Here is a 22,185-nt window from a genome sequence, read left to right as displayed (position 1 = left end):
GCATCTGGATGCCTCCAGCCGAATGTCCTCTACGTTCGGCGCATGCCTGACGAGCTGCCCGCGCGGATCCGGCGCGGCTACGCGCTGGGTGGCGTCGCCACCGGTGTCTACGGCACGGTGCCGTCGCTGCTGCTGATGCCCTACCTCACCGAGGAGCTGGGCGTCGGCGCGCTGCTCGCCGGACTGGTCGTGTTCGCGCCCAAGGCGTGGGACTTCGTGTGCAACCCGCTCGCGGGCCGGCTCAGCGATCGGGTACGACGCCACGACCGGCGCCGTCCGTTCCTGCTGGTCGCCGGCCCCCTCATGGGGGTGGGCCTGGCGTTCGTCTTCACCGGGCCGAGCACGCCCTTCCTGCTCGCGCTGGTCTGGGTGCTGCTCGCCAACCTGGTGGCCGCGACGGCGTACGCGTTCTTCCAGGTGCCCTACCTCGCGATGTCGGCCGAGGTGACCGGCGACTACGGGGTCCGCACCCAGATGATGGCCTGGCGGGTCGGGGTGGTGACCACCGCGATCGCGGTCTCCGGCGTGGTCGCGCCGTGGCTGGTGACCACCGCGGGCGGCTACCGCGCGATGGGTGCGGTCGCGGGACTGGTGGTCGTCGCCGGATCGCTCGCGGTCTGGCGGTGCACCCGCGGCGCACCCGTGGTCCGCACGGAGACAGCCGGGGGAGGCCTGCGCGACCAGCTGCGGGTCGTGCTCGGCAACGCGCACGCACGGCCGCTGATCGCGGCCCTGGTGCTGCAGGCCGCGGGCACGAGCATGCTGCTCGCCGCGGTCGCGTACGCCGCCCGGGTGCTGCTCGGCGACGCCACGACCGGCAGCTACCTGTTCGCCGCCTTCGTGGTGCCCGGCGTCCTGTCCGCGCCGCTGTGGGCCTGGCTCGGGCGCCACCGCGGCAAGAAGGCCGGGTACCTCGTGGCCACGGCCGTGCTCGGCGGCGGGCTCCTCGCCCTGGTCGGCGTGTGGTCCGGCAGCCTGGTGTGGTGCCTGGTCTGGTCGGCGGTGACGGGCGCCGGCTACGCCGGTATCCAGGTCTTCCCGCTGGCGATGCTCCCCGACGTCGCCGCCCACGACGCCCGCACCTCCGGGCACAACCGGATCGGCCTCTTCGCCGGGGTGTGGGCCGGGTGCGAGCTGCTCGGCTTCGCGCTCGGGCCCGGCCTGCTCGGCGTGGTGCTGGCGATCGGCGGCTACGAGGGAGGCCTCGACCGGTACGACGCCCCCGCCCGGCTCGCGGTCCTGGCCGGCACGTCCGTCGTCCCCGCCGCGTTGGTGCTGGTCAGCCTGTTCGCGATCCGCGCCTACCGCCTCGACGAGGAGCTGCGCGTCGCCCCGAGGAGTCCAGCACCTGCCCCTGCCGCTTGACCGGGCGGAGCACGGTCGATCGGCTGCGCACCTGCCAGCCCCGCGCCAGTGCGGCGAGGTCGGTCTCGATCCGCGGCAGCTGGGCGAGCGAGGCCAGCCGCACCCCGAGGGTCAGGTTGCCGGCGCCGACGGTCTGGACGCAGCGGTGGACCGGCGCGGCACCCGCCAGCGCTCGGCCGGCCCGGTCCGGGTCCTCGACCTCGACCTCGAGCAGCACGCCGCGGCCGAGCGCGGCGGCGGGCGTCGCCAGGTCGCAGCCCAGCCGGATCGCTCCCGAGTGCAGCGCCCGGTCCAGGCCCCGTCGTACCGTCGGCTCCGAGCCGCCCACCCGCGCCGCGAGCTCCTGCCCGCTGAGCCGGGCGTCGTCGCCGAGCGCCGCGAGGAGGTCGTCGACCAGCGCGGCCCGAGGAGGTGCGGGACGCGGCTGGTCGGTGCGCGGCAGCAATGCGCGCCGCTGGGAGGCCGAGCAGATCCCGAGGCGCCAGCCGGCGTCCTCGGCGTGCACGTCGGCCACGACCCGGCGCTCGACGACCTCGCCCCGGCACAGCACCGCCAGCTCGTCGACGCGCCGGTGCACCTCGGCGAGCCCGGAGCCGAGCACCACCACGGCGAGGTCCGCCGTGCCCGACACGAGGTCGACGGTGTGCACCCAGTCGGGCGCCGCGGCCCGCTCGGCCGCGTCCTCGGCGGCGCCGGACGCGCAGCGCAGCAGCACGAGGGTCGCGTCCAGGTAGGGGGTGAGCCGTGCCGCGGACGGCGTGACCACCCACCACGCCAGCCGCTCCTCGTGCAGCCGGCGCCAGCGGCGAGCCGCGGTCACCGCGTCGATGTCGAGCACCGAGGCGATCGTCGTCCACGGCGCCCGCGGGTTCACCTGGAGTGCGTCGATCAGTGCGAGGTCGATCTCGGGCAGGATCTCGAGGTGACCGATCCCGTCATCGGTGGGCGTCATGCGATCAGTCTTGCCCATCGACGGCTGAGACCTGTCGGTTTTCCGGCGCCCGATGTCGCCGATATGACGACCTACCTAGGGTCGTGCCATGAGCCGGCGCACCGCTGACGTGACCGACGTCGACCAGCTGATGGCCACGATCGAGGACCTGGTCGCGATGGCGCCGCGGGCGACCGGGACGCCGGGCGGTGAGCGGGCGGCGGCGTACGTCGAGGACCGGTTCCGCCGCGCCGGCCTCGACGAGGTGTGGGTCGAGGAGGCCGGCTCCTTCGCCTGGGAGCCTTCCGTGGCCGGCCTGAACGTCGACGGGGATGAGGTCCCGTGCGCGCCGATCCGGCACTGTGCGCTGCCCGCCCACGAGCACGTCGGCACGCTCGGCACCGGTGTCGACGGTGTCGAGGCCGAGGTCGTCGACATCGGCGCCGACGGCGTCGGCAGCCGCGACGTCACCGGCAGGATCGTGCTCTTCGACCTGACCTTCGACCTGCCGCAGTGGGCGTTGCTGCCCCTGAGCGAGTACGTGCACGACCCCGAGCGGCAGATGCTGAACCGCGACGCGCTCGGCTCCCGCAACCCCTACATCACCTCGCTCACGCGCACGCTGCGCGACGCCGCGGCGGCCGGTGCCGTGGCGGTGGTCGGAGTGCTGCGCGACTACCCGGAGTCACTGGGCTACCACAACGAGTACTACCGCCGGACCCTGCTCACCCTGCCCGGCGTGTGGATCACCCGGGCCGCGGGAGACACCCTGCGCCGTCGGCTGCACGCCGGCTCGGTCGCATCGCTCCGGCTCGTCGCCGAGCGGCGCCGAGTCACCGCGCGCACCGTGGTCGGCGTGCTCCACGGCGCGTCCCGGGACACGGTGATGGTGCAGTCCCACCACGACTCCATCGGTCCCGGCGCGGTCGAGGACGCCACCGGTACGGCGGAGGTCGTCGCGCTCGCCGAGCACGCGGTCGAGCGGGCCCGGGCCGGCCGCCCCTGGTCCAAGACGCTCATGTTCGTCACCTTCGACAGCCACTTCACCGGCTACCAGTCCCACCGCGCCTTCGCCCGCCGCTACACGATCGACGCCGACTCGCCGTACCCGCTCGCGCTCAACCTGACCGTCGAGCACGTCGGGCTGCGCGCGCGTCGTACCGCCGACGAGTGCTTCGAGACCCTCGACCACAGCGAGCCGCGGGCTTTCTTCGAGAACGTCTCGCTGCCGATGAAGCTCGCGGTGGCGCGGGCGATCCGCCGCCATCGGCTCGGCGCGACCTCGATGCTCAACGCCGGGCTGCTGGAGTTCACGCTCGACGGGATGCCGACCGACGCGTCGTTCACCTTCACGGCCGGCGTACCGACGATCAGCCTGGTCTCCGGCCCGCTCTACCTGTACGACGAGGCCGACACCCTCGACAAGGTCGACGTCGACCAGCTGGTCCCCGTGGCGAACGCCTTCGCCGACCTGATGGCGTTCGCCGACGGGCGGCACCCGGGGCGCCTCGGACTGATCCCGCGCCGCGTCCGCCGGCTGCTGCCTCGGGGACGCTGGTGAGCGCGGTCGTGGCCCGCGAGCCGGCGCGGGGACGGGCGGCGCTCGCCGCGGCAGGGGAGTCGTGGCGGGTGTCGTACCCCTCGGGCTCCTCCGTGCTGACCGGGCTGGTCCACCTGCCGGCCGCAGCGCCGCCCGTCGACGGCTGGCCGGTGGTGACCTACGGGCACATGACAACCGGCGGCAGTGACCGCTCGGCGCCGAGCACCGCTGTCGACGGGCACCCGGAGCTGCGCCGGATGACGCAGGGCGACGGCTTCGCCGCGCAGCTGCTGGAGCGGGGGATCGCCGTCCTGCAGCCCGACTACGCGGGCCTCGGCAGCCCGGGCCCCCATCCGTACCTGATCGGTCCCGCGCTGGCGACCTCTGTGCTCGACCTGCTCGTCGCGGCGCGTGCGTCCTTCGACCTGTCGGACCGCTGGGTCTCCACGGGACACTCCGAGGGTGCTGTCGCCGCGCTCCACGCCGCCGCCTCGGGCCCGCCGGCCGGCGTCTCGCTGCTCGGCTGCGCGGTCTTCGCGCCCGTCACCCGGATGGACCGGACCATCGGTCTCTCGCTGCGCTGGCCGCTCACCCCACCCGGGTTCGGCGTTGTGCCCGCACTGGTCGGGTTGATGATCAGCGGCGCCGCCACCGTCGATCCCGAGCTGGCCGTGCTGGTGGACGGCGACGGCCTCAGCGACCGCGCCCGCCGTCTGTGGCCCCAGCTCGGGGAGCGCACCCTCACCGAGCTCGCCCACCGCTCCTCCTTCGGCGGCCTCGCTCCCGGCGCCCTGCTCGGAGCCCGCGGGGACGTCGTACGCGACCGGTTGCTGGGCTCCCTGCGCGCCCACGACGTCGCCGGGTTGTCCCTGCCTGTCGACCCGCCGCTGCGCATCGACGCCGCCACCCTCGACGAGGTCGCCCCCTGCTGGCTGACCCGTTCGCTGGTCCGCGGCTACCGGGCCGCCGGCCTGCGAGTCGAGCCGCACTGGTGGCGCACCGGCCACTCCGGCGTCCTGGCTCCGGGCCGGGCGCCGGCGCCGGCCGCCGCGTGGGTGGCCCGGCTGCTCGCCTCAAACGCGCGGAGCCGTTGCGAACGCTGACAGGCAAGCCGGGTGAGGCTGGCCAGCAGCCGACGGACGTCCTGTTCGTCCTGCCGGCGCCTCCCGCCTGAAATGAGTGATGGCCCCGGGAAACCCCGGGGCCATCACTCAGACGAGCCAGCAGTGCCGGCCCGGGACACGACTCAGATGTCGTAGTACAGCTCGAACTCGTGCGGGTGCGGCCGCAGCTGCACGGGCGCGATCTCGTTCTCCCGCTTGTACGACGTCCACGTCTCGATCAGGTCGGGCGTGAACACATTGCCGACGGTGAGGAAGTCGTGGTCGGCCTCGAGCGCCTCGAGCACCGCGCCCAGCGAGGTCGGCACCTGGGCGATCTCGGCCATCTCGTCCGGCGGGAGCTCGTAGATGTCCTTGTCGACCGGGGCGGGCGGCTCGGTCTTGTTCTGGATGCCGTCGAGGCCGGCGAGCATCAGGGCCGAGAAGGCGAGGTACGGGTTCGCCGACGGGTCGGGGAAGCGGGCCTCGACGCGCTTGGCCTTCGGGTTGCTGCCGGTGATCGGGATGCGGATCGAGGCGGAGCGGTTGCGCGAGGAGTAGACCAGCGAGATCGGGGCCTCGTAGCCGGGGACCAGGCGGTGGAACGAGTTCACCGTCGGGTTGGTGAACGCGAGCAGCGCGGGGGCGTGGTCGAGGATGCCGCCGATGTACCAGCGGGCGAGGTCGGACAGGCCGCCGTACCCGGTCTCGTCGTAGAACAGCGGCGAGCCGTCCTTCCACAGCGAGGAGTGGACGTGCATGCCCGAGCCGTTGTCGCCGAAGATCGGCTTCGGCATGAAGGTGACGGACTTGCCCTGCTCCCAGGCGGTGTTCTTGATGAGGTACTTGAACTTCATCACGTCGTCCGCGGCCTTGAGCAGCGTGTCGAAGCGGTAGTTGATCTCGGCCTGGCCGGCGGTGCCGACCTCGTGGTGCGCCCGCTCGACCTGGAGGCCGCAGGCCTCGAGGTTCTTGACCATGTCGGCGCGCAGGTCGCTGTAGTGGTCGTAGGGCTCGACGGGGAAGTAGCCGCCCTTGAGGCGCGTCTTGTAGCCCTTGTTCTCGCCGTCGTCCTTGCCGGAGTTCCACCAGCCCTCGACGGAGTCGATGTGGTAGTAGCCCTCGTTGACGCCGGTGGAGTACCGCACGTTGTCGAAGATGTAGAACTCGGCCTCGGGGGCGAAGAAGGCGGTGTCCGCGATGCCGGTCGAGGCGAGGTACGCCAGCGCCTTCTTCGCGATGTTGCGGGGGTCGCGCGAGTACGCCTCGCCCGTGATCGGGTCGTGGATGAAGAAGTTGACGTTGAGGGTCTTCGACTTGCGGAAGGGGTCGACGTACGCCGTGGTCGGGTCGGGGAACAGTGACATGTCCGACTCGTTGATCGCCTGGAAGCCGCGGATCGAGGAGCCGTCGAAGCCCAGGCCGTCGTCGAACACGGACTGGTCGAAGGACGAGGCCGGCACGGTGAAGTGCTGCATCACACCGGGCAGGTCGCAGAAGCGGACGTCGATCATCTCGACGCCCTCGTCCTTGATGTACTTGAGCAGCTCTTCGCTGTTGTTGAACATTCGGTCCTCCTCGGCTGTGGCGCCGCGGCCCAGCCATCGGTTCAGCCTGTGCGTTCGGGGGCACCGGTACGGCGATGGGCCGGAAACCCTCCCCGGCAACCTACCGAATGACCTGTTGCCGTCGCAGTACCGGTTTGTTTCGTCCGTGTTAACAACGCGCACGCCGAACTGCCCCGGCACTCGTTGAGTGCGGGGCAGGCCGGTGGCGGACCGGGTCAGCGGATGAAGAGCATCTCCTGGTAGGTCGGCAGCGACCACAGGTCGTCGGCGACGACGGCCTCGAGCGCGTCGGCGGCCTCGCGGACAGCGAGCATCGCGGGCAGGACGGTGTCGCGGTGGTACGCCGCCTCGTCCAGCCCGTGGTGGTCGACGGCGCCGGCCTGGGCGGCGACGAGGGCGGCGATGCCGGTGCGCAGCGTGGTCACCAGCTCGGTGACGGCGAGCAGGTCGGTGGTGTCGGCATCGACGCCGGCTGCCTTGAGCGAGGCGACGTTGGTGGCGAGCTCGGTCTGGTAGCGGACCGCGGCCGGGAGGATCGTCGTACGCGCGATCTCCTCGGTCAGGTTCGCCTCGACGTTGATCGTCATGACGTACTGCTCGACACCCACCTCGAAGCGGGACTCGAGCTCGGCCTCGCTGAAGACGCCGTACGTCGAGAACAGCTTCTTGGCCTCCGGCGTCTGGTACTCCGGCAGCGCGTCGACCGTCGTCCGCAGGTTCTTCAGACCCCGCTGCTCGGCCTCGGCGTGCCACTCCTCGGAGTAGCCGTTGCCGTTGAACACGACCGCGCCGTGGTTCTCGACGACCTTCGCGAGGACCGACTGGACGGCGTCGTTGAACTCGGTGCCGGCCTCGACGGCGGCCTCGAGCTCGGTGGCCAGGTAGTCGAGCGCCTCGGCCATGATCGTGTTGATCACGACCATCGGCGCCGCGACGGTCTGGTTCGAGCCGGCGGCGCGGAACTCGAAGCGGTTGCCGGTGAAGGCCATCGGCGAGGTGCGGTTGCGGTCGCCGGCGTCCTTGGTCAGGTCGGGCAGCGTGTCGACGCCCACGGACAGGACGCCCTTCTGCTTCGACGAGGTTGCGCCGCCCTTGGCGATCTGCTCGAAGACGTCCTGCAGCTGGTCGCCGAGGAAGATCGAGATGATCGCCGGCGGGGCCTCGTTGGCGCCGAGGCGGTGGTCGTTGCCGGCGCTGGCGATCGAGAGCCGCAGCAGGCCGCCGTACAGGTGGACGGCGCGGATCACCGCGGCGCAGAAGACGAGGAACTGCGCGTTGTCGTGGGGGTTGTCGCCCGGGTTGAGGAAGTTGCCCTGGTTGCCGTTACCGAACGAGAAGTTCACGTGCTTGCCCGAGCCGTTGACGCCCGCGAACGGCTTCTCGTGGAAGAGGCACTCGAAGCCGTGCGTCTTCGCGATCGACTTGAACGTCGACATGATCAGCTGCTGGTGGTCCGAGGCGAGGTTGGCGCGCTCGAAGACCGGCGCGATCTCGAACTGGCCGGGCGCGACCTCGTTGTGGCGGGTCTTCGCCGGGACGCCGAGCTTGAACAGGGCCCGCTCGGTGTCGTGCATGAAGCCCAGGACGCGCTCCGGAATGGCACCGAAGTAGTGGTCGTCGAACTCCTGGCCCTTCGGCGGCTTCGCGCCGAACAGGGTGCGCCCGGCGTTGAGCAGGTCGGGGCGCGAGTTCACGAACGCGGTGTCGACCAGGAAGTACTCCTGCTCGGGACCGCAGTACGACACCACGTTGTCGATGTCCTTGTGGCCGAACAGCGCCAGGACGCGCTTGGCCTGCTCGGACATCGCGTTCTGCGAGCGCAGCAACGGGGTCTTGTGGTCGAGGGCCTCACCGGTCATCGAGACGAAGATCGTCGGGATGCACAGGGTGTTGCCGTTGGGGTTCTCGAGGATGTACGCCGGCGACTGGACGTCCCAGCCGGTGTAGCCGCGCGCCTCGAAGGTCGCCCGGATCCCACCGTTGGGGAAGGAGCTCGCGTCCGGCTCGCCCTGGACCAGCGTCTTGCCGGAGAACTCCCAGACCGCCGTACCGTCGCCGACCGGCTCCATGAACGAGTCGTGCTTCTCGGCGGTGAGGCCGGTCAGCGGGTAGAAGACGTGGGCGTAGTGCGTCACGCCCTTCTCCATCGCCCAGTCCTTCATCGCCGAGGCGACGATGTCGGCGACGGCGGGGTCGAGCTTCTGGCCGTTCTGGATGGTCGCGAAGACCGACTTGAACACCGACTTCGGCAGGCGCTTCTGCATCACCGCGAGGGAGAAGACGTTCTCGCCGTAAATGGCGCCGGTCTTCTCGTCGACGTCGAAGAACGCCGCCGGCGCCTCGTTCGCCTCGATGTTGCGGATCGCACCCAAGCGGGTCGGGTTCGAAGTCATGTGAACTCCCTGGTGGTCTCAACAGATGCCGTCGCGCGGGCGACGCACAGGTGACGCTAGGGCGTCCAGATTTCTCAGGGTTGCCCTCGTGTTTCGGGCATGTAACAGGTTGCCTGGAGGGGCTTCGCTAGCGTTGGGGCGTGATCGAGAACGCTTCCTGGGGTCGCCGCATCCTCGCCCTGCTCGTGGACTGGCTGCTGTGCACCCTGGTCGTGATCGCGATCTTCGGCCTCGACGAGTACACCAAGCCAGGCTCCTTCGCCTCCGGCGCCGTCCTGATCGTGTTCGTCGTCGAGTCCGGGCTGATGACCTGGCTCGGGGGCGGCTCGGCGGGCAAGCTGCTGACCGGCCTGTGCGTCGTACCCGCCGACGGGCACCTGCGCCGCCTCAGCCCCGTCAAGGCCATCGGCCGCCAGGTCCTCGTCGCGCTCGTCATCCCACCGCTCGTGTTCCGTCCCGACGGCCGCGGCCTGCACGACCTGTTCGCCGGTACGTCGACCGTCACCTTCGCGACGCTGCGCACCCTGACCAAGTAGGTCAGTAGCCGACCAGCTTGGGCTTCGCCTCGATCGCGCGCAGGGGTTGGCCGGGACCGTCGATGGTGACGGTGCCGGGGATGGTCTGCCAGGGCCCGTCGGCGACCTTGTAGCGGCCGGTGTAGGTGGTGGAGAGGCTAGGGCGGTAGTCGCCCTTGCGGAGGTATTCGTGGGTGATGGTGAGGGCGGGGTAGGCGGCGCCGGGTTCGGTGGTGCTGGTGGTCTGGCCGTCGCCGAAATGCCAGGTGTAGGTGGCGGGCGTGGCTTCGAGGGTGACGGGTTGGTCGAGGAGGGTGACGGTCAAGGTCGTCGGGGTGGTTGTGGTCGTGTAGAAGTTGGTCTTGAAGTTGACCAGGGTGAGTCCGTCGGGTGGTTGGACGACGAGGGTGCCGGGGTCGAGCTTGAGCTCGGCGAAGGCCTTCTGCACGTCGGCCAGCGTGAGTACGGGCTGCTGGTCCTCGGTGTTGCAGAAGCCTGCGTTGAGGAACTCGCCAGCCACCTGATCAGCGGCATCGCAGGCCCCGTTGCCAATCAATACCGGTTGGGACTTGGGGCCTGCACCGCCGACGTCGCCTCCGCTTGAGCCATGGCCTCCCTGGTCCTGGTGCACCTTCTGAATCCAGAAGCCAGCGCCGGAGGTCCCGGCTCCGGTGTCGTCGTCAGCAGCAGCCACGGCAGTCTGTTGCATGACAGCGGCCGTGATTGCAGTAGCCAGAAGCCTTCTCACGACACCTGCATCGCTTCCAGGCGCCATTGCGAGCCAAGCCAAGCGACAGCGACCACGACCTCGGACGTCGCCGCCGGATTGGTCGTCGAGCTGCCGTCGCCCGACACGACGAGCTGCTTGTCCGTCGAGGCCGACATCTTCGCTTCGAACGCGTATTGAGATGAATCCTTGTTCTTTAGCTGGTTCACCTTGTCAAGGTGGACTGAATAGTTGCCGCCCTCGATGTGGCCGCCATCGGAGTAGAGATCTTGGACGCCGCGGATGCCCGCCTTGCAGCCGTCGCAGTTCGGCCCGGACACCGCCTTGAGCGCCTTCACGTCGCCCGTCGCCTGGGCGTAGTTGATCAGCTCCCAGTAGTACCCGATGAACGCCCGAGCCCCGGCCTCACTCGCCTCGGCCGCCACAGCAGGCAGTTCGGGCTCGACCGGGTCGGGCGCGGCGGAGGTGGGCGTCTCCATCTTCCCCGTCGGGCTCCAGGTCGAGGTCGGGTCCCGTGGGGACGGGCCGTCGTCGGAGCACCCAGCCACGAGCAGCAGCACGGCAGCTGCAGCGGCGGCGCGGAGCGTCGTGCCCATGGGTCCTCCCGAGAATTGCAGCGCCCGGACCGGGGACGCGTTCGCGACGCTATCCCGATCCGGGCGGCAGGCGCCACCAACAGGCGGCGGGCTGTGGAGAGAGGAGCAGACGCGGATCAGCGACCGCGGAGGTTGCCGCGCATCCCCTTCATCGAGGTGGGCACCGGGCCGCGGGGGAGCGGGACCTTCGGGCGCTGGGCGTCGAGGGCCCGCAGCCGCTGGCGGAGCTCGGTGATCTCGGCCGGCTTGACCTGGCGGCCGAGCTTCTGGACGTGGCGGACCAGCTTGTTGAGCGGGACCTGACCCTCGTCCTTGCCGACGAGCACGTCGTGGACGGGGTAGTCGCCGGCGACGCGCTCGTGCTTCTTGTGCTCGCTGGCCATCAGCGCCTTGAGGCGCGCGGGGTTGCCCTCGCCGACCAGGACGATCCCCGGCGGGCCGACGACGCGGTGGACCATGTCCTGCTGCTTGGTGAAGCCGACGACCTCCTCGATCACCCAGCCGCGGCGCAGCATGGTGAGCGCGCGGGCGGCGGCGCCGAGCTGGCCGTCGAGGCGGGCGAACGCCGCCTTCTGGGCGCGGCGACCGAAGACGATCATCACGGCCAGCAGGCCGATCAGGAAGGTCGCGACGCCGGCGAGGATCCAGCTGAAGACCGAGTCGTTGTGGGGCAGGACCAGCCGGAACAGCGCCAGGCCGAGGCCGCCGAACACCAGGAACGAGCCGAGCATCCACCAGCGGATGGCCGGGTCGACCTCCCGGGACATCTTGTAGGTCTCGAGGATCTGCCGGCGGCGGCTCATCGTGGACGGGTCGAGAGGCGTGTTCGACATGGGGTGCTGCGTTCTCCTCAGGCAGTTGCTTCGGCGCGGGCGTCCCGCGCGGCCATCGCCTGACGATACAGACGACCGGCGCGGTACGACGAACGCACGAGCGGTCCCGAGAGCACTCCGGCGAAGCCGATCTCCTCGGCCTCGGTGGCGAGCTCGACGAACTCCTCGGGCTTGACCCACCGCTCGACGGGGTGGTGGCGGACCGAGGGGCGCAGGTACTGGGTGATGGTGACCAGCTCGCAGCCGGCCTCGTGCAGGTCGCGCAGGGCCTGGGAGACCTCTTCGCGGGTCTCGCCCATGCCGAGGATCAGGTTGGACTTGGTGACCAGCCCGAACGCGCGGGCCTGGGTGAGTACGTCGAGGGAGCGCTCGTAGCGGAAGCCGGGGCGGATCCGCTTGAAGATCCGTGGGACGGTCTCCACGTTGTGGGCGAGGACCTCGGGGCGGGACTCGAAGACCTCGGCGAGCAGTGCGGGGTCGCCGTTGAAGTCGGGGATGAGGTTCTCCACGCCGGTCTCGGGGTTGAGGTCGTGGATGGCGCGGACGGTCTCGGCGTAGAGCCAGGCGCCGCCGTCGGGCAGGTCGTCGCGGGCGACGCCGGTGATGGTGGCGTACTTCAGGCCCATGGTCTGGACCGACTCGGCGACGCGGCGGGGTTCGTCGCGGTCCAGCGGTTGGGGTTTGCCGGTGTCGATCTGGCAGAAGTCGCAGCGGCGGGTGCACTGGTCGCCGCCGATGAGGAAGGTGGCTTCCTTGTCCTCCCAGCATTCGAAGATGTTGGGGCAGCCGGCTTCCTCGCACACGGTGTGGAGGCCCTCGGTCTGGACCAGCTTCTTCAGGCCGCGGTACTCGGGGCCCATCACCGCCTTGGTGCGGATCCAGGACGGCTTGCGCTCGATCGGGGTCTCCGCGTTGCGGACCTCCAGGCGGAGGAGCTTGCGCCCCTCGGGTGTCGCACTCACCGGTTCAGCCTACTCGGGGATAGCTGACGACCGGCACGGCCACCCTCGCAGGGTCGGGCCGCGGTTCGTAGTCGGGGGTGAGGACGTAGTCCTTCCACTCCAGGAGCTCGGCCAGGTGCCGTCGTACGGACCCGAGGACCTCGCGCACGGGTACGTCGCGCCCCAGCTCGGCGCTCAGCGAGGTGACACCGGCGTCGGAGATGCCGCACGGCACGAACCGGTCGTACCAGCTCAGGTCGACGTCGCAGTTCAGTGCGAAGCCGTGCATGGCGACGCCGTTGCGGACCCGGATGCCGATGGCCGCGATCTTGCGCTCGCCGCCCTTCTCGTCGGCCTTGAGCCACACGCCGGTGCGGCCCGGGATCCTCGCGGTCGTGACGCCGAGCTCGGCGCACACGGCGATGATCGCCTCCTCGAGCCGGCGCACGTAGTCGAGGATCTTCACGTGGTCGGGCAGCCGGACGATCGGGTACGCCACCAGCTGGCCCGGGCCGTGGAAGGTGATCTTGCCGCCGCGGTCGACCTCAATGATCGGGGCGCCGCCCGGGTCGGCGGGGCGCTCGTGGGCCTCGGTGCGGCGGCTGGCGGTGAAGACGGGCGGGTGCTCGAGGAGGAGCACGGTGTCGGTCAGCTCGCCGGCGACGACCTGCGCGTGCAGCTCGCGCTGCAGGTCCGACGCCGTGACGTAGTCGATGAAGTCCGGTCCCAGTCCGTCCTCGCGGAAGGTCAGCGTCACGACGTCGAGCGTACTCCAGGGCCTGTGGATGAGATCCGGCACCTGTCGGAGGTCGGGTCCAGGATCTTCCCATGCGGATCTCGGGTCCTCGGGCCGTCCTTCTCGGGACCGCCGCGATCGTCCTCACGGTCGTCGCGGCGGTCGCGGTCCTGGTGCTGCGCGGGGGCGGCCCGCCGTCGTCCGGTACGCCGGCCGCCGGCCCTCGTGCCGTCGTCGCGCCCGCCGCCGGCCGGGTCGGCGTGGCTCGCGCCGTGGGCTCGCTGGCGGTGCTGCGCGACTGGGACCGCTCGCGAGCGCGGGCCTGGGCGAGCGGCGACGTCGATGCGCTCCGGGCGCTCTACGTGCGGGGCTCGCCCGCGGGGACACGGGACGTGGCGATGCTGCGTGCCTGGCTGCGGCGCGGCCTGCGGGTCGAGGGGATGGCGATGCAGGTCCTCACGGTCGAGCTGCAGCGGCGCACCGACCGGCGGCTCGTGCTCGTCGTCACGGATCGGTTGGCGGGCGCCATGGGCGTGCGGCCGGGGTCGGGGGAGCGAGTGGCGCTGCCGCGAGACGGCCCCTCGACCCGGCGCCTGGTGTTCGTCCGGTCGGGCGACGCGTGGCTGCTCGCGTCGGCTCAGGCCGTGGTGGCGCGCAGCCCGGTCGCGAGCACGGACTCGACGTCGGGGTCGGCGAAGCCGTAGCCGAGGTCGAGCAGCGCTGCCGGGCGCAGGTTGAGCGAGCCGAGGACCTCGTCGGCCATCGGACCGGCAGCCAGTCGGATCGCCGCCGCGGGTGCCGGCAGCAGCGCCGGGCGGTGGACCAGCCGGGCCAGCGCCCGGGTGAACTCCGCGTTGGTGGGCGTGACCGGCGCGCACAGGTTGAACGGACCCGACGCCGTCGGGTGCTCGACGAGGAACGCTGCTGCGCCGATCCAGTCGCGCAGCGAGATGAGGGGGTAGTACTGACGACCATTGCCCAGGCGACCGCCGAGACCGGCGAGGAACTGGAGGCGCTGCTGCTGCAGGGGCGCGTTGCTCCGGTCCTGGACGGGAGCGGTGCGCAGTCGTACGACGCGCGCGCCGGCCCCGGCCGCGGGCTGGGTGGCCGCTTCCCACTCGCGGGCGACGCGGGTGAGCAGGGCGTGGCCCCGGGTGTCCGAGGCCTCGGTCAGCTCCGCGGGCCCGTGGTCGCCGTACCAGCTGACGCCGGAGGCGTTCACCAGGGCCGGCGGGCTCGGCGCCGCGGCGATCGTGGCGGCGAGCAGGCCGGTGGTGGCACGGCGGCTGGTCATGACGTCGCGCGCCCACTTCTTGGAGTGGGGGTTGCCGATCAGGGGCGCGCCGGCGAGGTTGACGACGACGTCGGCGCCTCGGACGAGCCCGGTGTCGACCAGGCCGGACTGCGGGTCCCAGCGGGACTCGGCGGTGCCGGGGGCGTGCCCGGGGGCCGGGTCACGACGGACCAGGCACGTGACGTCGTGGCCTCGGCCGCGCAGCTCGGTGACGAGCCGGCGGCCGAGGAAGCCGGACGAGCCGGCGACGACCACGTGCACGTTGACTCCCGCTGTCCGGGTCGGCTCAGACCTCGAACTGCCCGGCCTCGAGGCGCTTCTTCAGGTCACGCAGGAAGCGGCCGGCGTCGGCGCCGTCGACCACGCGGTGGTCGTAGGTGAGCGCGAAGTAGACCATGTGGCGCACCGCGATGGTCTCGCCGAGGTCCTCGTCGTCGATGACCACGGGACGCTTGACCACGGCACCGGGACCGAGGATGGCGACCTGCGGCTGGTTGATGATCGGGGTGTCCCACAGCGCGCCGAAGCTGCCGAGGTTGGTGATGGTGAAGGTGCCGCCGGAGAGCTCGTCGGGACCGATCTTGTTGGTCCGGGTGCGCTCGGCGACGTCGGAGATCTTCTTCGCCAGACCGGAGATGGACAGGTCGCCCGCGTCCTTGACGACGGGGGTCAGCAGGCCCTTGTCGGTGTCGACGGCGAACGCGACGTTCTCGCGGTCGTAGTAGGTGATCTCGCCCTTCTCGAGGTCGAGGTTCGCGTTGAGCGACGGGTGCTGCTTGAGGGTGTCGATCGCGGCCTTGGTGAAGAACGGCAGGTACGTCAGCTTGACGCCCTCGCGTGCCAGGAAGTCCGCCTTCACGCTCTCGCGCAGCCGGGCGATGTTGGTGACGTCGACCTCGACCACCTGGGTGAGCTGGGCGGAGACGTGCAGCGACTCCACCATCCGCTCGGCGATGATCTTGCGCAGCCGGCTGACCTTGACCGTCTGGCCGCGCAGCGGGGACGGCGTCGCGGGGGCGGCGGCCGACGCCGCGGGGGCGGCGGCCGGAGCGGCGGCAGCGGCGGGCGCCTTCGACGCGGCGGCGTCGAGGACGTCCTGCTTACGGATCCGGCCACCGACGCCCGAGCCGTTGACCTGGGCGAGGTCGACGCCGTGCTGCGCGGCGAGCTTGCGGACCAGCGGGGTCACGTAGCCGGGACCGTCGGTGGAGTCGGCGGCGTGGGCCGGGGCGGCGGCCTGGGCAGGGGCAGCAGGTGCAGCCGGGGCGGGAGCCGCAGGTGCCTCGGCAGCCGGAGCGGGAGCGGCGGGCGCCGGGGTGGCCGCGGCCGGCGCAGGCGGGGCCGGGGCCTCGGCAGCCGGAGCAGCCTCGGCGGGAGCGGCGGGAGCGGCGGGGGCGGCGGGAGCGGCCGGAGCAGCAGCAGGCGCACCCGATCCGATGATCGCGAGCTCGGCGCCGACCTCGACGGTCTCGTCCTCGGCGGCCTTGATCTCGAGCAGCGTGCCGGCGACGGGCGACGGGATCTCGGTGTCGACCTTGTCGGTGGAGACCTCGAGCAGCGGCTCGTCGACGGCGACGGCGTCGCCGACCTGCTTGAGCCAGCGGGTGACGGTGCCCTCGGTGACCGACTCGCCCAGGGCGGGAAGGGTGACCGCGGTGCCCTCGGCGGAACCCGAGGCGGCGGGCTCGGGAGCGGCGGGTGCCGACGGCGTCTCCGGAGCGGCGGGGGTCGGGGGAGCCTCGGCGGCCGGAGCCGGCTCGGGCTCGGCCGGAGCGGCCGGAGCGGCCGGAGCGGCAGGCGCCTCGGCGGCCGGAGCCTCGGCAGCGGGGGCGGCCGGAGCAGCCTCGCCGGCCTCGCCGACGACGGCCAGGACCGCGCCGACCTCGACCGTGTCGTCCTCGTTCGCGCGGATCTCGACCAGCGTGCCGGCAACGGGAGACGGGATCTCCGTGTCCACCTTGTCGGTGCTGACCTCGAGCAGGGGCTCGTCGATCGCGATCTGGTCGCCGACCTGCTTGAGCCAGCGAGTGACGGTGCCTTCGGTGACGGACTCACCGAGCGCGGGGAGAGTGACTTCGGTCGCCATGGGTCTCATCCTTGCACCACGAGCGAGCCAAGTCGCAACGGCCCACCCACGGTTCGGGCAAACTGGAACCATGGGTTTGTTCGACCGGTTCCGCGGGCGCTCGAAGGTACGCATGAGTAACCCCGCCCGGGACGCGACGCGCACCGGCTCCACGCGGGTACGGGCAGCCGACCGCGCCGACGAGGAGCACCTGCGCACCTGGATCCAGGAGCGACGTGGCGTCGAGGGGTTCGTCGAGCCGCGCACCGCCGTCAGCGAGGTCACCCTGCTGCTCGTCGCCCACGACGGCGAGTGGACCCGGCGCCGGGTGCCGTCGATCAGCTGGGCCCACGACTTCTGCAACCGCCACCAGGTCCCGTCGTACGACGCCGCGGTGGTCGGCATCCCGCAGCGGATGCGGGACTACAACTCCCGCGTCAGGCAGGCACAGAAGCAGCGGGAGCAGCAGCGGGGCCAGCAGTCGAGCGAGTCCTGAGGTACTCCAGCAGGGTCGCGACGCCGTAGCCGGTCGCACCCGCCGCGAGGTGACCCGACGGGCCGCCCTTGTTGAAGGTCGGCCCGGCGATGTCGAGGTGCGCCCACGGCAGGCCGCCGGTGAACTCGCGCAGGAACGCCGCGGCGAACAGGCCGCCGCCCCAGCGGATCCCGTCGTACTGCGCGAGGTCGGCGATCGTCGAGCTGCGGATCCGCCCGTCCATGAACTCCGGGATCGGCATCGGCCAGCCGTCCTCGCCGGCCGCCTCGCCTGAGGCGAGCACGTCGGCGACGACGTCGTCGTCGCCCATGACGCCGGCCATCTTGTCGCCCAGCGCCATCACCATGTGGCCGGTCAGGGTGGCGATGTCGAGGATCACGTCCGGCGCGGCCTCGACGGCCCGGCCGAGCGCGTCGGCGAGGACGAGGCGGCCCTCGGCGTCGGTGTTGGAGACCTCGACGGTGGTGCCGTCGTACGTCGTCAGCACGTCGCCGGGACGCATCGACGCGTCGCCGACCATGTTCTCGGCGAGGGCGGCGTACGCGGAGATCCGGACCGGCAGGCCGAGGCGGGCGGCGGCGAGGGTGGCCTGGACGACGGCCGCGGCGCCGGCCATGTCCTCCTTCATGGTGGCCATGCTGGCGGCCGGCTTGATCCACAGGCCACCCGAGTCGAAGGTGATGCCCTTGCCGACCAGCGCGACGTGGGCGACGGCGTCCTTGGGCGCGTAGGTCAGCTCGACCAGGCGCGGGGGAGCGGCCGACCCGGCACCGACGCCGAGCAGTCCGCCGCAGCCGAGCTCGGCCAGGCGGTCCTCGTCGAACACGTCGACCTTCACCTTCGTCGCGCCCTTGCCGAGTCCCTTGTTGGCCGCCTTCACCGCGGCGGCGATCGCGTCGGCGAAGGCCGGCGGCGTCAGGTCGCCCGGCGGCGTGTTCACCCAGTCCCGAGCGGCGACGACGGCGTCGACCAGGACCTGGGCGGGCTCGACGGCCGCCACGACCTCGGTACGGCGCGCGGCGGGCGTCAGCACGACCACCTCGGCCGGCGTCGTGGGCGTGGCCGGCTTGCTCTTGTAGGCGGTGAAGGCGTACCCGCCCAGCCGGTAGCCCTCGACGACGGCGCGGACCAGCTCCGGGGTGTCGGCGGGCAGGGCCAGCGCGACCGAGGCCGCGTTGGTGACGGCGCGGGCGGCGTTGCCGGCGGCGCGGCGTACGGCGGCCGCGTCCGGCTCGGCACCGAGGCCGACCAGCACGAGGAGGGGGGAGGCGATGGTGCCGCCGGTGGGCACCTTGGCGACCTCGCCGGGGGCGCCCTTGAGGCCGACGGTGGCGAGCAGGCCGGCGAGCTTGCGCCCGTACGCCGCCGCGACGTCCTCGGCGCCGGGCGCCAGCTTCCCGTCGGGCAGCACCCCGACGACGACCGCTTCGGCGCGGGTCTTGGCGGGGCTGGCCGTGCGGAGGGCGAAGGTCGTCACCCGCGCAGGATATCGAGCGATAGATTGCCGACCATGGCCGACGCGACCCCGTCCCCGCTGACCAGCCCGCTGCACGACCGGCACGAGGCGCTCGGCGCCAAGTTCTCGGAGTTCGGCGGCTGGCTGATGCCGCTGGAGTACCCCACCGGTGTCGTCAAGGAGCACGCCGCGGTCCGCGGCGGCGTCGGCATCTTCGACGTCAGCCATCTCGGCAAGCTCGTCGTGCGCGGCCCGGGCGCGGTGGAGTTCCTCAACGCCACGCTCACCAACGACCTGCACCGGATCGGCCCCGGCAAGGCGCAGTACAGCCTCGTCGTCGACGACGCGACCGGCGGGATCGTCGACGACGTCTTCACCTACTACCGCGACGACGACCACGTGCTCGTCGTACCCAACGCCGCCAACAACGACGAGGTACGCCGTCGCCTGGTCGAGGCCGCGCCCGAGGGCGTCGAGGTCCTCGACCACCACCGGGACTACGTCGTGCTGGCGGTCCAGGGCACGAAGTCGGACGAGGTCGTCGCCGGCGTCGGGCTGCCCGTGGGGCACGACTACCTCACCTTCGTCGAGGCGCCGTTCGAGGGCGCGGAGGTCGTCGTGTGCCGCACCGGCTACACCGGCGAGCGCGGCTACGAGCTGATCGCGCCGTCCGAGGTCGCCCCCGCCCTGTGGGACGCGCTGATGAAGGCCGGCGAGCCGTACGGCCTGGTCCCCGCCGGCCTCGGGGCCCGCGACACGCTGCGCACCGAGATGGGCTACCCGCTCCACGGCCAGGACATCTCCCCGGACATCACGCCCAACGAGGCGCGCCTCGGCTGGGCGGTCGGCTGGAAGAAGCCCGCCTTCTGGGGCCGCGACAGGCTGCTCGCCGAGCGTGAGGAGGGCCCGCGCCGCAAGCTCGTCGGCCTGGTCTCCACCGGCCGCGCGATCCCGCGCCCGCACATGAGCGTGCGCCTGCTGCGCGACGTCCCGCTCGGCGAGGTCACCTCCGGCACCTTCTCGCCCACCATGAAGAAGGGCATCGCTCTCGCGCTGGTCTCGTCCGTCGTCGACGACGGCGCCGAGGTGATGGTCGACGTGCGCGGCCGGCCCGAGGTCTTCCAGATCACCAAGCCGCCGTTCGTCGAGCCCTCCGTGCGAGAGTCGTAGCCATGAGCCTCCCCGAGCAGCCCGCGCCGTACCGTCCCTCCGCCCCTGCCGAGAACCCCTGGCACTGGCGCCTCGAGGACGCGTCCGGCGCCGAGGTCACGCTGAGCGGCGCCGACGCGACGGAGTACGCCGAGGTGGCCTTCCCCAACCAGGGCGACGCCGAGTCCTGGATCGGGGAGACCTGGTCGGCGCTCGCCGACCTGGGCGTCACCCACGTGACGCTCTTCGAGGTCGACCGCGAGGTCTACGGGCCGATGTCGCTGTCCGCATGAGCGCAGGTACGACGACCCGCGCCTTCCGCCAGGTCGACGTCTTCACCGCCGAGCCGCTGCTCGGCAACCCGGTCGCCGTCGTGCACGGCGCCGACGGGATGAGCGAGGAGGAGATGCAGCGCTTCGCGCGCTGGACCAACCTCAGCGAGACGACCTTCCTGCTGGAGCCGACCGAGCCCGGGGCCGACTACCGGCTGCGGATCTTCACGACCGAGACCGAGCTGCCCTTCGCCGGCCACCCGACCCTCGGGTCGGCGCACGCCTGGCTCGAGCAGGGTGGCGTGCCGGCGGGTGAGCGGATCGTCCAGCAGTGCGGCGTCGGGCTCGTCGAGCTGCGCCGCGACGGTGGCCGCCTCGCCTTCGCCGCGCCCGACCTGCTCCGCTCCGGCCCGGTCGAGGACGCCCTGATCGGCGAGATCGCCGACGCCCTGCGTCTCCCACGCACCGACATCCTCGACATCGCCTGGGCCGACAACGGCCCCGGCTGGGTCGGCGTCCGCCTCGCGAGCGCCGAGGCCGTCCTCGGGCTCACGCCGGACCACGGCCGGCTCCCGGTCGACGTCGGCGTCGTCGGTCCCCACCCCGACGGCGCCGAGTGCGCGGTGGAGGTCCGGGCGTTCGTGCCCCACGCGGCGGGCATCGCCGAGGACCCGGTGACCGGGTCGCTCAATGCCTCCCTCGCGCAGTGGCTGACCGCCGACGGGACCCTGCCGCCGTCGTACGTCGCCGCGCAGGGCACCGTGATCGGACGTCGTGGCCGGGTCCACGTCGACACCGACGCCGACGGCACGATCTGGATCGGCGGCGACACCCTGACGACCATCCACGGGACGGTCGCGCTGTGACGACCGGCCGCCGACTAGCCTGAGGCCGTGCGCGCGTACCTCGACCTCGTCCAGCGGGTCCTCGACGAGGGCACCGAGAAGGGCGATCGCACCGGCACCGGCACGCTGAGCGTGTTCGGGCACCAGATGCGCTTCGACCTCACCCAGGGCTTCCCGCTGGTGACGACCAAGAAGATCCACACCCGGTCGGTCTTCGGCGAGCTGCTCTGGTTCCTGCGCGGCGACACCAACGTCCGCTGGCTGCAGGAGCGTGGCATCACCATCTGGGACGAGTGGGCCGACGAGAACGGCGACCTCGGGCCGGTGTACGGCGCCCAGTGGCGGTCGTGGCCCACCCCCGACGGCGGCCACATCGACCAGCTCGCTCAGGTCATCGCGCAGGTCCGGGCCAACCCCGACAGCCGCCGCCACATCGTCTCCGCCTGGAACCCCAGCCAGGTCGACGACATGGCGCTGCCGCCGTGCCACAGCCTCTTCCAGTTCTACGTCGCCGACGGCCGGCTCAGCTGCCAGCTCTACCAGCGCTCGGCCGACGTCTTCCTCGGCGTGCCGTTCAACATCGCGTCGTACGCCCTGCTCACCCACATGGTCGCCCAGGTCGCCGGGCTCGGGGTCGGTGACTTCGTGCACACGCTCGGCGACGCGCACCTCTACTCCAACCACCTCGAGCAGGCCCGGCTCCAGCTCACCCGCGAGCCGCGCCCCCTGCCCAAGCTGATCCTCAACCCGGCGGTGACCGAGATCGACGCCTTCGAGCTCGAGGACATCACGGTCGAGGGCTACGACCCGCACCCCGTCATCAAGGCACCGATCGCGGTATGAGCACCCCCGCAGGCCGCCGCGTCACGATGGTCGCGGCCGTGGCCGAGAACGGCGTCATCGGGGCCGACGAGGACATCCCGTGGAAGATCTCCGAGGACTTCCAGCACTTCAAGGCCACCACCCTGGGCCACGTGCTGGTCCTGGGCCGCACCACCCACGAGGGCATCGGCAAGCCGCTGCCCGGCCGCACCACCGTGGTGCTCACCCGCGACGAGGAGTACGCCGCCGAGGGGGTCGAGGTCGCCCACTCGATCACCGACGCCCTCGCGCTCGCCGACCGGATCCTCGAGGGCGGGCCCGACGACCGGCAGGTGATGATCGGCGGCGGAGCTGTCGTCTACGCCGCCGCGATGCCGTACGCCGACGAGCAGGTCATCTCCGAGATCCCGCTGTCGCCGGAGGGCGACACCCACTACCCGGAGTTCAGCCGCAAGCGCTGGGCCGAGGTGCGTCGTGAGCCACGAGACGGGTTCACCATCGTGTGGTGGGAGCGGGTGTTCGCCTGCGGCGGGTCCTGACC

General features: G+C 71.8%; 22 protein-coding genes. 11 read left to right on the top strand and 11 right to left on the bottom strand.

From position 1 onward, the window contains the following. Window positions 1–42: 42 nt before the first annotated feature. Window positions 43–1,365, top strand: coding sequence for an MFS transporter (locus tag FBY23_RS16755; protein WP_141799182.1), 1,323 nt, complete (start codon window positions 43–45; stop codon window positions 1,363–1,365). On the opposite strand, the gene FBY23_RS16750 is transcribed toward FBY23_RS16755, so the two are convergent. After that, window positions 1,280–2,317 (bottom strand): AsnC family transcriptional regulator, encoded by a 1,038-nt coding sequence (locus tag FBY23_RS16750; RefSeq protein ID WP_160158271.1) that lies wholly within the window; start codon window positions 2,315–2,317, stop codon window positions 1,280–1,282. The genes FBY23_RS16755 and FBY23_RS16750 overlap by 86 nt on opposite strands. A gap of 88 nt (window positions 2,318–2,405) precedes the next feature. Here FBY23_RS16750 and FBY23_RS16745 point away from each other — a divergent pair, with 88 nt between their 5' ends. Then, window positions 2,406–3,857, top strand: a complete 1,452-nt coding sequence (locus FBY23_RS16745) for a M28 family peptidase (RefSeq protein ID WP_141799180.1) — start codon at window positions 2,406–2,408, stop codon at window positions 3,855–3,857. Then, a complete protein-coding gene (locus FBY23_RS16740) occupies window positions 3,854–4,939 on the top strand; it encodes a lipase family protein (protein ID WP_141799179.1) in 1,086 nt (361 codons plus the stop codon). The genes FBY23_RS16745 and FBY23_RS16740 overlap by 4 nt, the downstream gene beginning before the upstream one ends. A gap of 143 nt (window positions 4,940–5,082) precedes the next feature. Here FBY23_RS16740 and glnA read toward each other — a convergent pair whose 3' ends face one another. After that, complete coding sequence (gene glnA, locus FBY23_RS16735; protein WP_141799178.1) at window positions 5,083–6,504, bottom strand: type I glutamate--ammonia ligase; 1,422 nt, start codon at window positions 6,502–6,504, stop codon at window positions 5,083–5,085. 215 nt (window positions 6,505–6,719) lie between these two features. After that, complete coding sequence (locus FBY23_RS16730; protein ID WP_141799177.1) at window positions 6,720–8,897, bottom strand: glutamine synthetase III; 2,178 nt, start codon at window positions 8,895–8,897, stop codon at window positions 6,720–6,722. Window positions 8,898–9,037: 140 nt separating this feature from the next. Here FBY23_RS16730 and FBY23_RS16725 point away from each other — a divergent pair, with 140 nt between their 5' ends. Next, window positions 9,038–9,433: an RDD family protein gene (locus FBY23_RS16725; RefSeq protein ID WP_141799176.1), complete on the top strand. Its 396-nt coding sequence runs from the start codon at window positions 9,038–9,040 to the stop codon at window positions 9,431–9,433. Between the two features lies 1 nt (window position 9,434). On the opposite strand, the gene FBY23_RS16720 is transcribed toward FBY23_RS16725, so the two are convergent. The 5 genes from FBY23_RS16720 to lipB all read right to left on the bottom strand — a co-directional run bounded on the left by FBY23_RS16720 (window position 9,435) and on the right by lipB (window position 13,266). Further along, the gene (locus FBY23_RS16720) at window positions 9,435–9,932 is read right to left on the bottom strand and encodes a PKD domain-containing protein (RefSeq protein WP_141799175.1); all 498 of its coding nucleotides are present in this window, start codon (window positions 9,930–9,932) and stop codon (window positions 9,435–9,437) included. 224 nt (window positions 9,933–10,156) lie between these two features. After that, window positions 10,157–10,735 (bottom strand): DUF6318 family protein, encoded by a 579-nt coding sequence (locus FBY23_RS16715; RefSeq protein WP_141799174.1) that lies wholly within the window; start codon window positions 10,733–10,735, stop codon window positions 10,157–10,159. A gap of 116 nt (window positions 10,736–10,851) precedes the next feature. Then, window positions 10,852–11,568, bottom strand: coding sequence for a DUF4191 domain-containing protein (locus FBY23_RS16710; RefSeq protein WP_141799173.1), 717 nt, complete (start codon window positions 11,566–11,568; stop codon window positions 10,852–10,854). Between the two features lie 17 nt (window positions 11,569–11,585). Further along, the gene (lipA, locus tag FBY23_RS16705; RefSeq protein WP_141799172.1) at window positions 11,586–12,530 is read right to left on the bottom strand and encodes a lipoyl synthase; all 945 of its coding nucleotides are present in this window, start codon (window positions 12,528–12,530) and stop codon (window positions 11,586–11,588) included. Window positions 12,531–12,534: 4 nt separating this feature from the next. Next, complete coding sequence (gene lipB, locus FBY23_RS16700; RefSeq protein WP_222117850.1) at window positions 12,535–13,266, bottom strand: lipoyl(octanoyl) transferase LipB; 732 nt, start codon at window positions 13,264–13,266, stop codon at window positions 12,535–12,537. Window positions 13,267–13,337: 71 nt separating this feature from the next. On the opposite strand from lipB, the gene FBY23_RS16695 reads away from it, so the two are divergent. Beyond that, the gene (locus tag FBY23_RS16695; protein WP_141799171.1) at window positions 13,338–13,949 is read left to right on the top strand and encodes a hypothetical protein; all 612 of its coding nucleotides are present in this window, start codon (window positions 13,338–13,340) and stop codon (window positions 13,947–13,949) included. Here FBY23_RS16695 and FBY23_RS16690 read toward each other — a convergent pair. Together FBY23_RS16690 and sucB are read right to left on the bottom strand one after the other, a co-directional pair. Beyond that, window positions 13,883–14,800, bottom strand: a complete 918-nt coding sequence (locus tag FBY23_RS16690; protein ID WP_141799170.1) for a TIGR01777 family oxidoreductase — start codon at window positions 14,798–14,800, stop codon at window positions 13,883–13,885. The two genes, FBY23_RS16695 and FBY23_RS16690, sit on opposite strands and share 67 nt — an antisense overlap. A 25-nt stretch (window positions 14,801–14,825) precedes the next feature. Continuing rightward, window positions 14,826–16,625 (bottom strand): 2-oxoglutarate dehydrogenase, E2 component, dihydrolipoamide succinyltransferase, encoded by a 1,800-nt coding sequence (gene sucB / locus FBY23_RS16685; RefSeq protein ID WP_141799169.1) that lies wholly within the window; start codon window positions 16,623–16,625, stop codon window positions 14,826–14,828. Between the two features lie 112 nt (window positions 16,626–16,737). Between sucB and FBY23_RS16680 the strand changes: the two genes are divergently transcribed. Beyond that, window positions 16,738–17,100 carry a hypothetical protein gene (locus FBY23_RS16680; protein ID WP_174245224.1) on the top strand — a complete coding sequence of 121 codons (363 nt, stop codon included), beginning with the start codon at window positions 16,738–16,740 and terminating at the stop codon, window positions 17,098–17,100. Here the strand turns inward: FBY23_RS16680 and FBY23_RS16675 are convergent. Next, window positions 17,042–18,577: a leucyl aminopeptidase gene (locus tag FBY23_RS16675; protein WP_141799167.1), complete on the bottom strand. Its 1,536-nt coding sequence runs from the start codon at window positions 18,575–18,577 to the stop codon at window positions 17,042–17,044. The two genes, FBY23_RS16680 and FBY23_RS16675, sit on opposite strands and share 59 nt — an antisense overlap. A 33-nt stretch (window positions 18,578–18,610) precedes the next feature. Here FBY23_RS16675 and gcvT point away from each other — a divergent pair, with 33 nt between their 5' ends. The 5 genes from gcvT to FBY23_RS16650 are packed head-to-tail and all read left to right on the top strand — an operon-like array spanning window position 18,611 to window position 22,183. Further along, window positions 18,611–19,726, top strand: a complete 1,116-nt coding sequence (gene gcvT, locus FBY23_RS16670) for a glycine cleavage system aminomethyltransferase GcvT (RefSeq protein ID WP_141799166.1) — start codon at window positions 18,611–18,613, stop codon at window positions 19,724–19,726. Window positions 19,727–19,728: 2 nt separating this feature from the next. Further along, entirely contained in the window at window positions 19,729–19,998 is a 270-nt protein-coding gene (locus FBY23_RS16665) for a hypothetical protein (protein WP_141799165.1), read from the top strand. Further along, entirely contained in the window at window positions 19,995–20,843 is an 849-nt protein-coding gene (locus tag FBY23_RS16660; RefSeq protein WP_141799164.1) for a PhzF family phenazine biosynthesis protein, read from the top strand. The genes FBY23_RS16665 and FBY23_RS16660 overlap by 4 nt, the downstream gene beginning before the upstream one ends. A 27-nt stretch (window positions 20,844–20,870) precedes the next feature. Continuing rightward, window positions 20,871–21,665 carry a thymidylate synthase gene (locus FBY23_RS16655; protein ID WP_141799163.1) on the top strand — a complete coding sequence of 265 codons (795 nt, stop codon included), beginning with the start codon at window positions 20,871–20,873 and terminating at the stop codon, window positions 21,663–21,665. Then, window positions 21,662–22,183 carry a dihydrofolate reductase gene (locus FBY23_RS16650; RefSeq protein WP_141799162.1) on the top strand — a complete coding sequence of 174 codons (522 nt, stop codon included), beginning with the start codon at window positions 21,662–21,664 and terminating at the stop codon, window positions 22,181–22,183. Before FBY23_RS16655 ends, FBY23_RS16650 begins: the two co-directional genes overlap by 4 nt. The last annotated feature ends 2 nt before the right edge of the window (window positions 22,184–22,185 follow it).

The sequence above is a fragment of the Nocardioides sp. SLBN-35 genome (assembly GCF_006715725.1).
In the GTDB taxonomy this organism is placed as follows: Bacteria; Actinomycetota; Actinomycetes; order Propionibacteriales; family Nocardioidaceae; genus Nocardioides.
This window is presented reverse-complemented; position numbering and strand designations above follow the sequence as displayed.

Bases quoted from the DNA above. Each gene is read 5' to 3' on its own strand.
- FBY23_RS16755 (WP_141799182.1), top strand. From the start codon at position 43: ATGCCTGACGAGCTGCCCGCGCGGATCCGGCGCGGCTACGCGCTGGGT.
- FBY23_RS16750 (WP_160158271.1), bottom strand. From the start codon at position 2,317: ATGACGCCCACCGATGACGGGATCGGTCACCTCGAGATCCTGCCCGAG.
- FBY23_RS16745 (WP_141799180.1), top strand. From the start codon at position 2,406: ATGAGCCGGCGCACCGCTGACGTGACCGACGTCGACCAGCTGATGGCC.
- glnA (WP_141799178.1), bottom strand. From the start codon at position 6,504: ATGTTCAACAACAGCGAAGAGCTGCTCAAGTACATCAAGGACGAGGGC.
- FBY23_RS16730 (WP_141799177.1), bottom strand. From the start codon at position 8,897: ATGACTTCGAACCCGACCCGCTTGGGTGCGATCCGCAACATCGAGGCG.
- FBY23_RS16715 (WP_141799174.1), bottom strand. From the start codon at position 10,735: ATGGGCACGACGCTCCGCGCCGCCGCTGCAGCTGCCGTGCTGCTGCTC.
- FBY23_RS16710 (WP_141799173.1), bottom strand. From the start codon at position 11,568: ATGTCGAACACGCCTCTCGACCCGTCCACGATGAGCCGCCGCCGGCAG.
- FBY23_RS16695 (WP_141799171.1), top strand. From the start codon at position 13,338: ATGCGGATCTCGGGTCCTCGGGCCGTCCTTCTCGGGACCGCCGCGATC.
- sucB (WP_141799169.1), bottom strand. From the start codon at position 16,625: ATGGCGACCGAAGTCACTCTCCCCGCGCTCGGTGAGTCCGTCACCGAA.
- FBY23_RS16680 (WP_174245224.1), top strand. From the start codon at position 16,738: ATGAGTAACCCCGCCCGGGACGCGACGCGCACCGGCTCCACGCGGGTA.
- gcvT (WP_141799166.1), top strand. From the start codon at position 18,611: ATGGCCGACGCGACCCCGTCCCCGCTGACCAGCCCGCTGCACGACCGG.
- FBY23_RS16665 (WP_141799165.1), top strand. From the start codon at position 19,729: ATGAGCCTCCCCGAGCAGCCCGCGCCGTACCGTCCCTCCGCCCCTGCC.
- FBY23_RS16660 (WP_141799164.1), top strand. From the start codon at position 19,995: ATGAGCGCAGGTACGACGACCCGCGCCTTCCGCCAGGTCGACGTCTTC.
- FBY23_RS16650 (WP_141799162.1), top strand. From the start codon at position 21,662: ATGAGCACCCCCGCAGGCCGCCGCGTCACGATGGTCGCGGCCGTGGCC.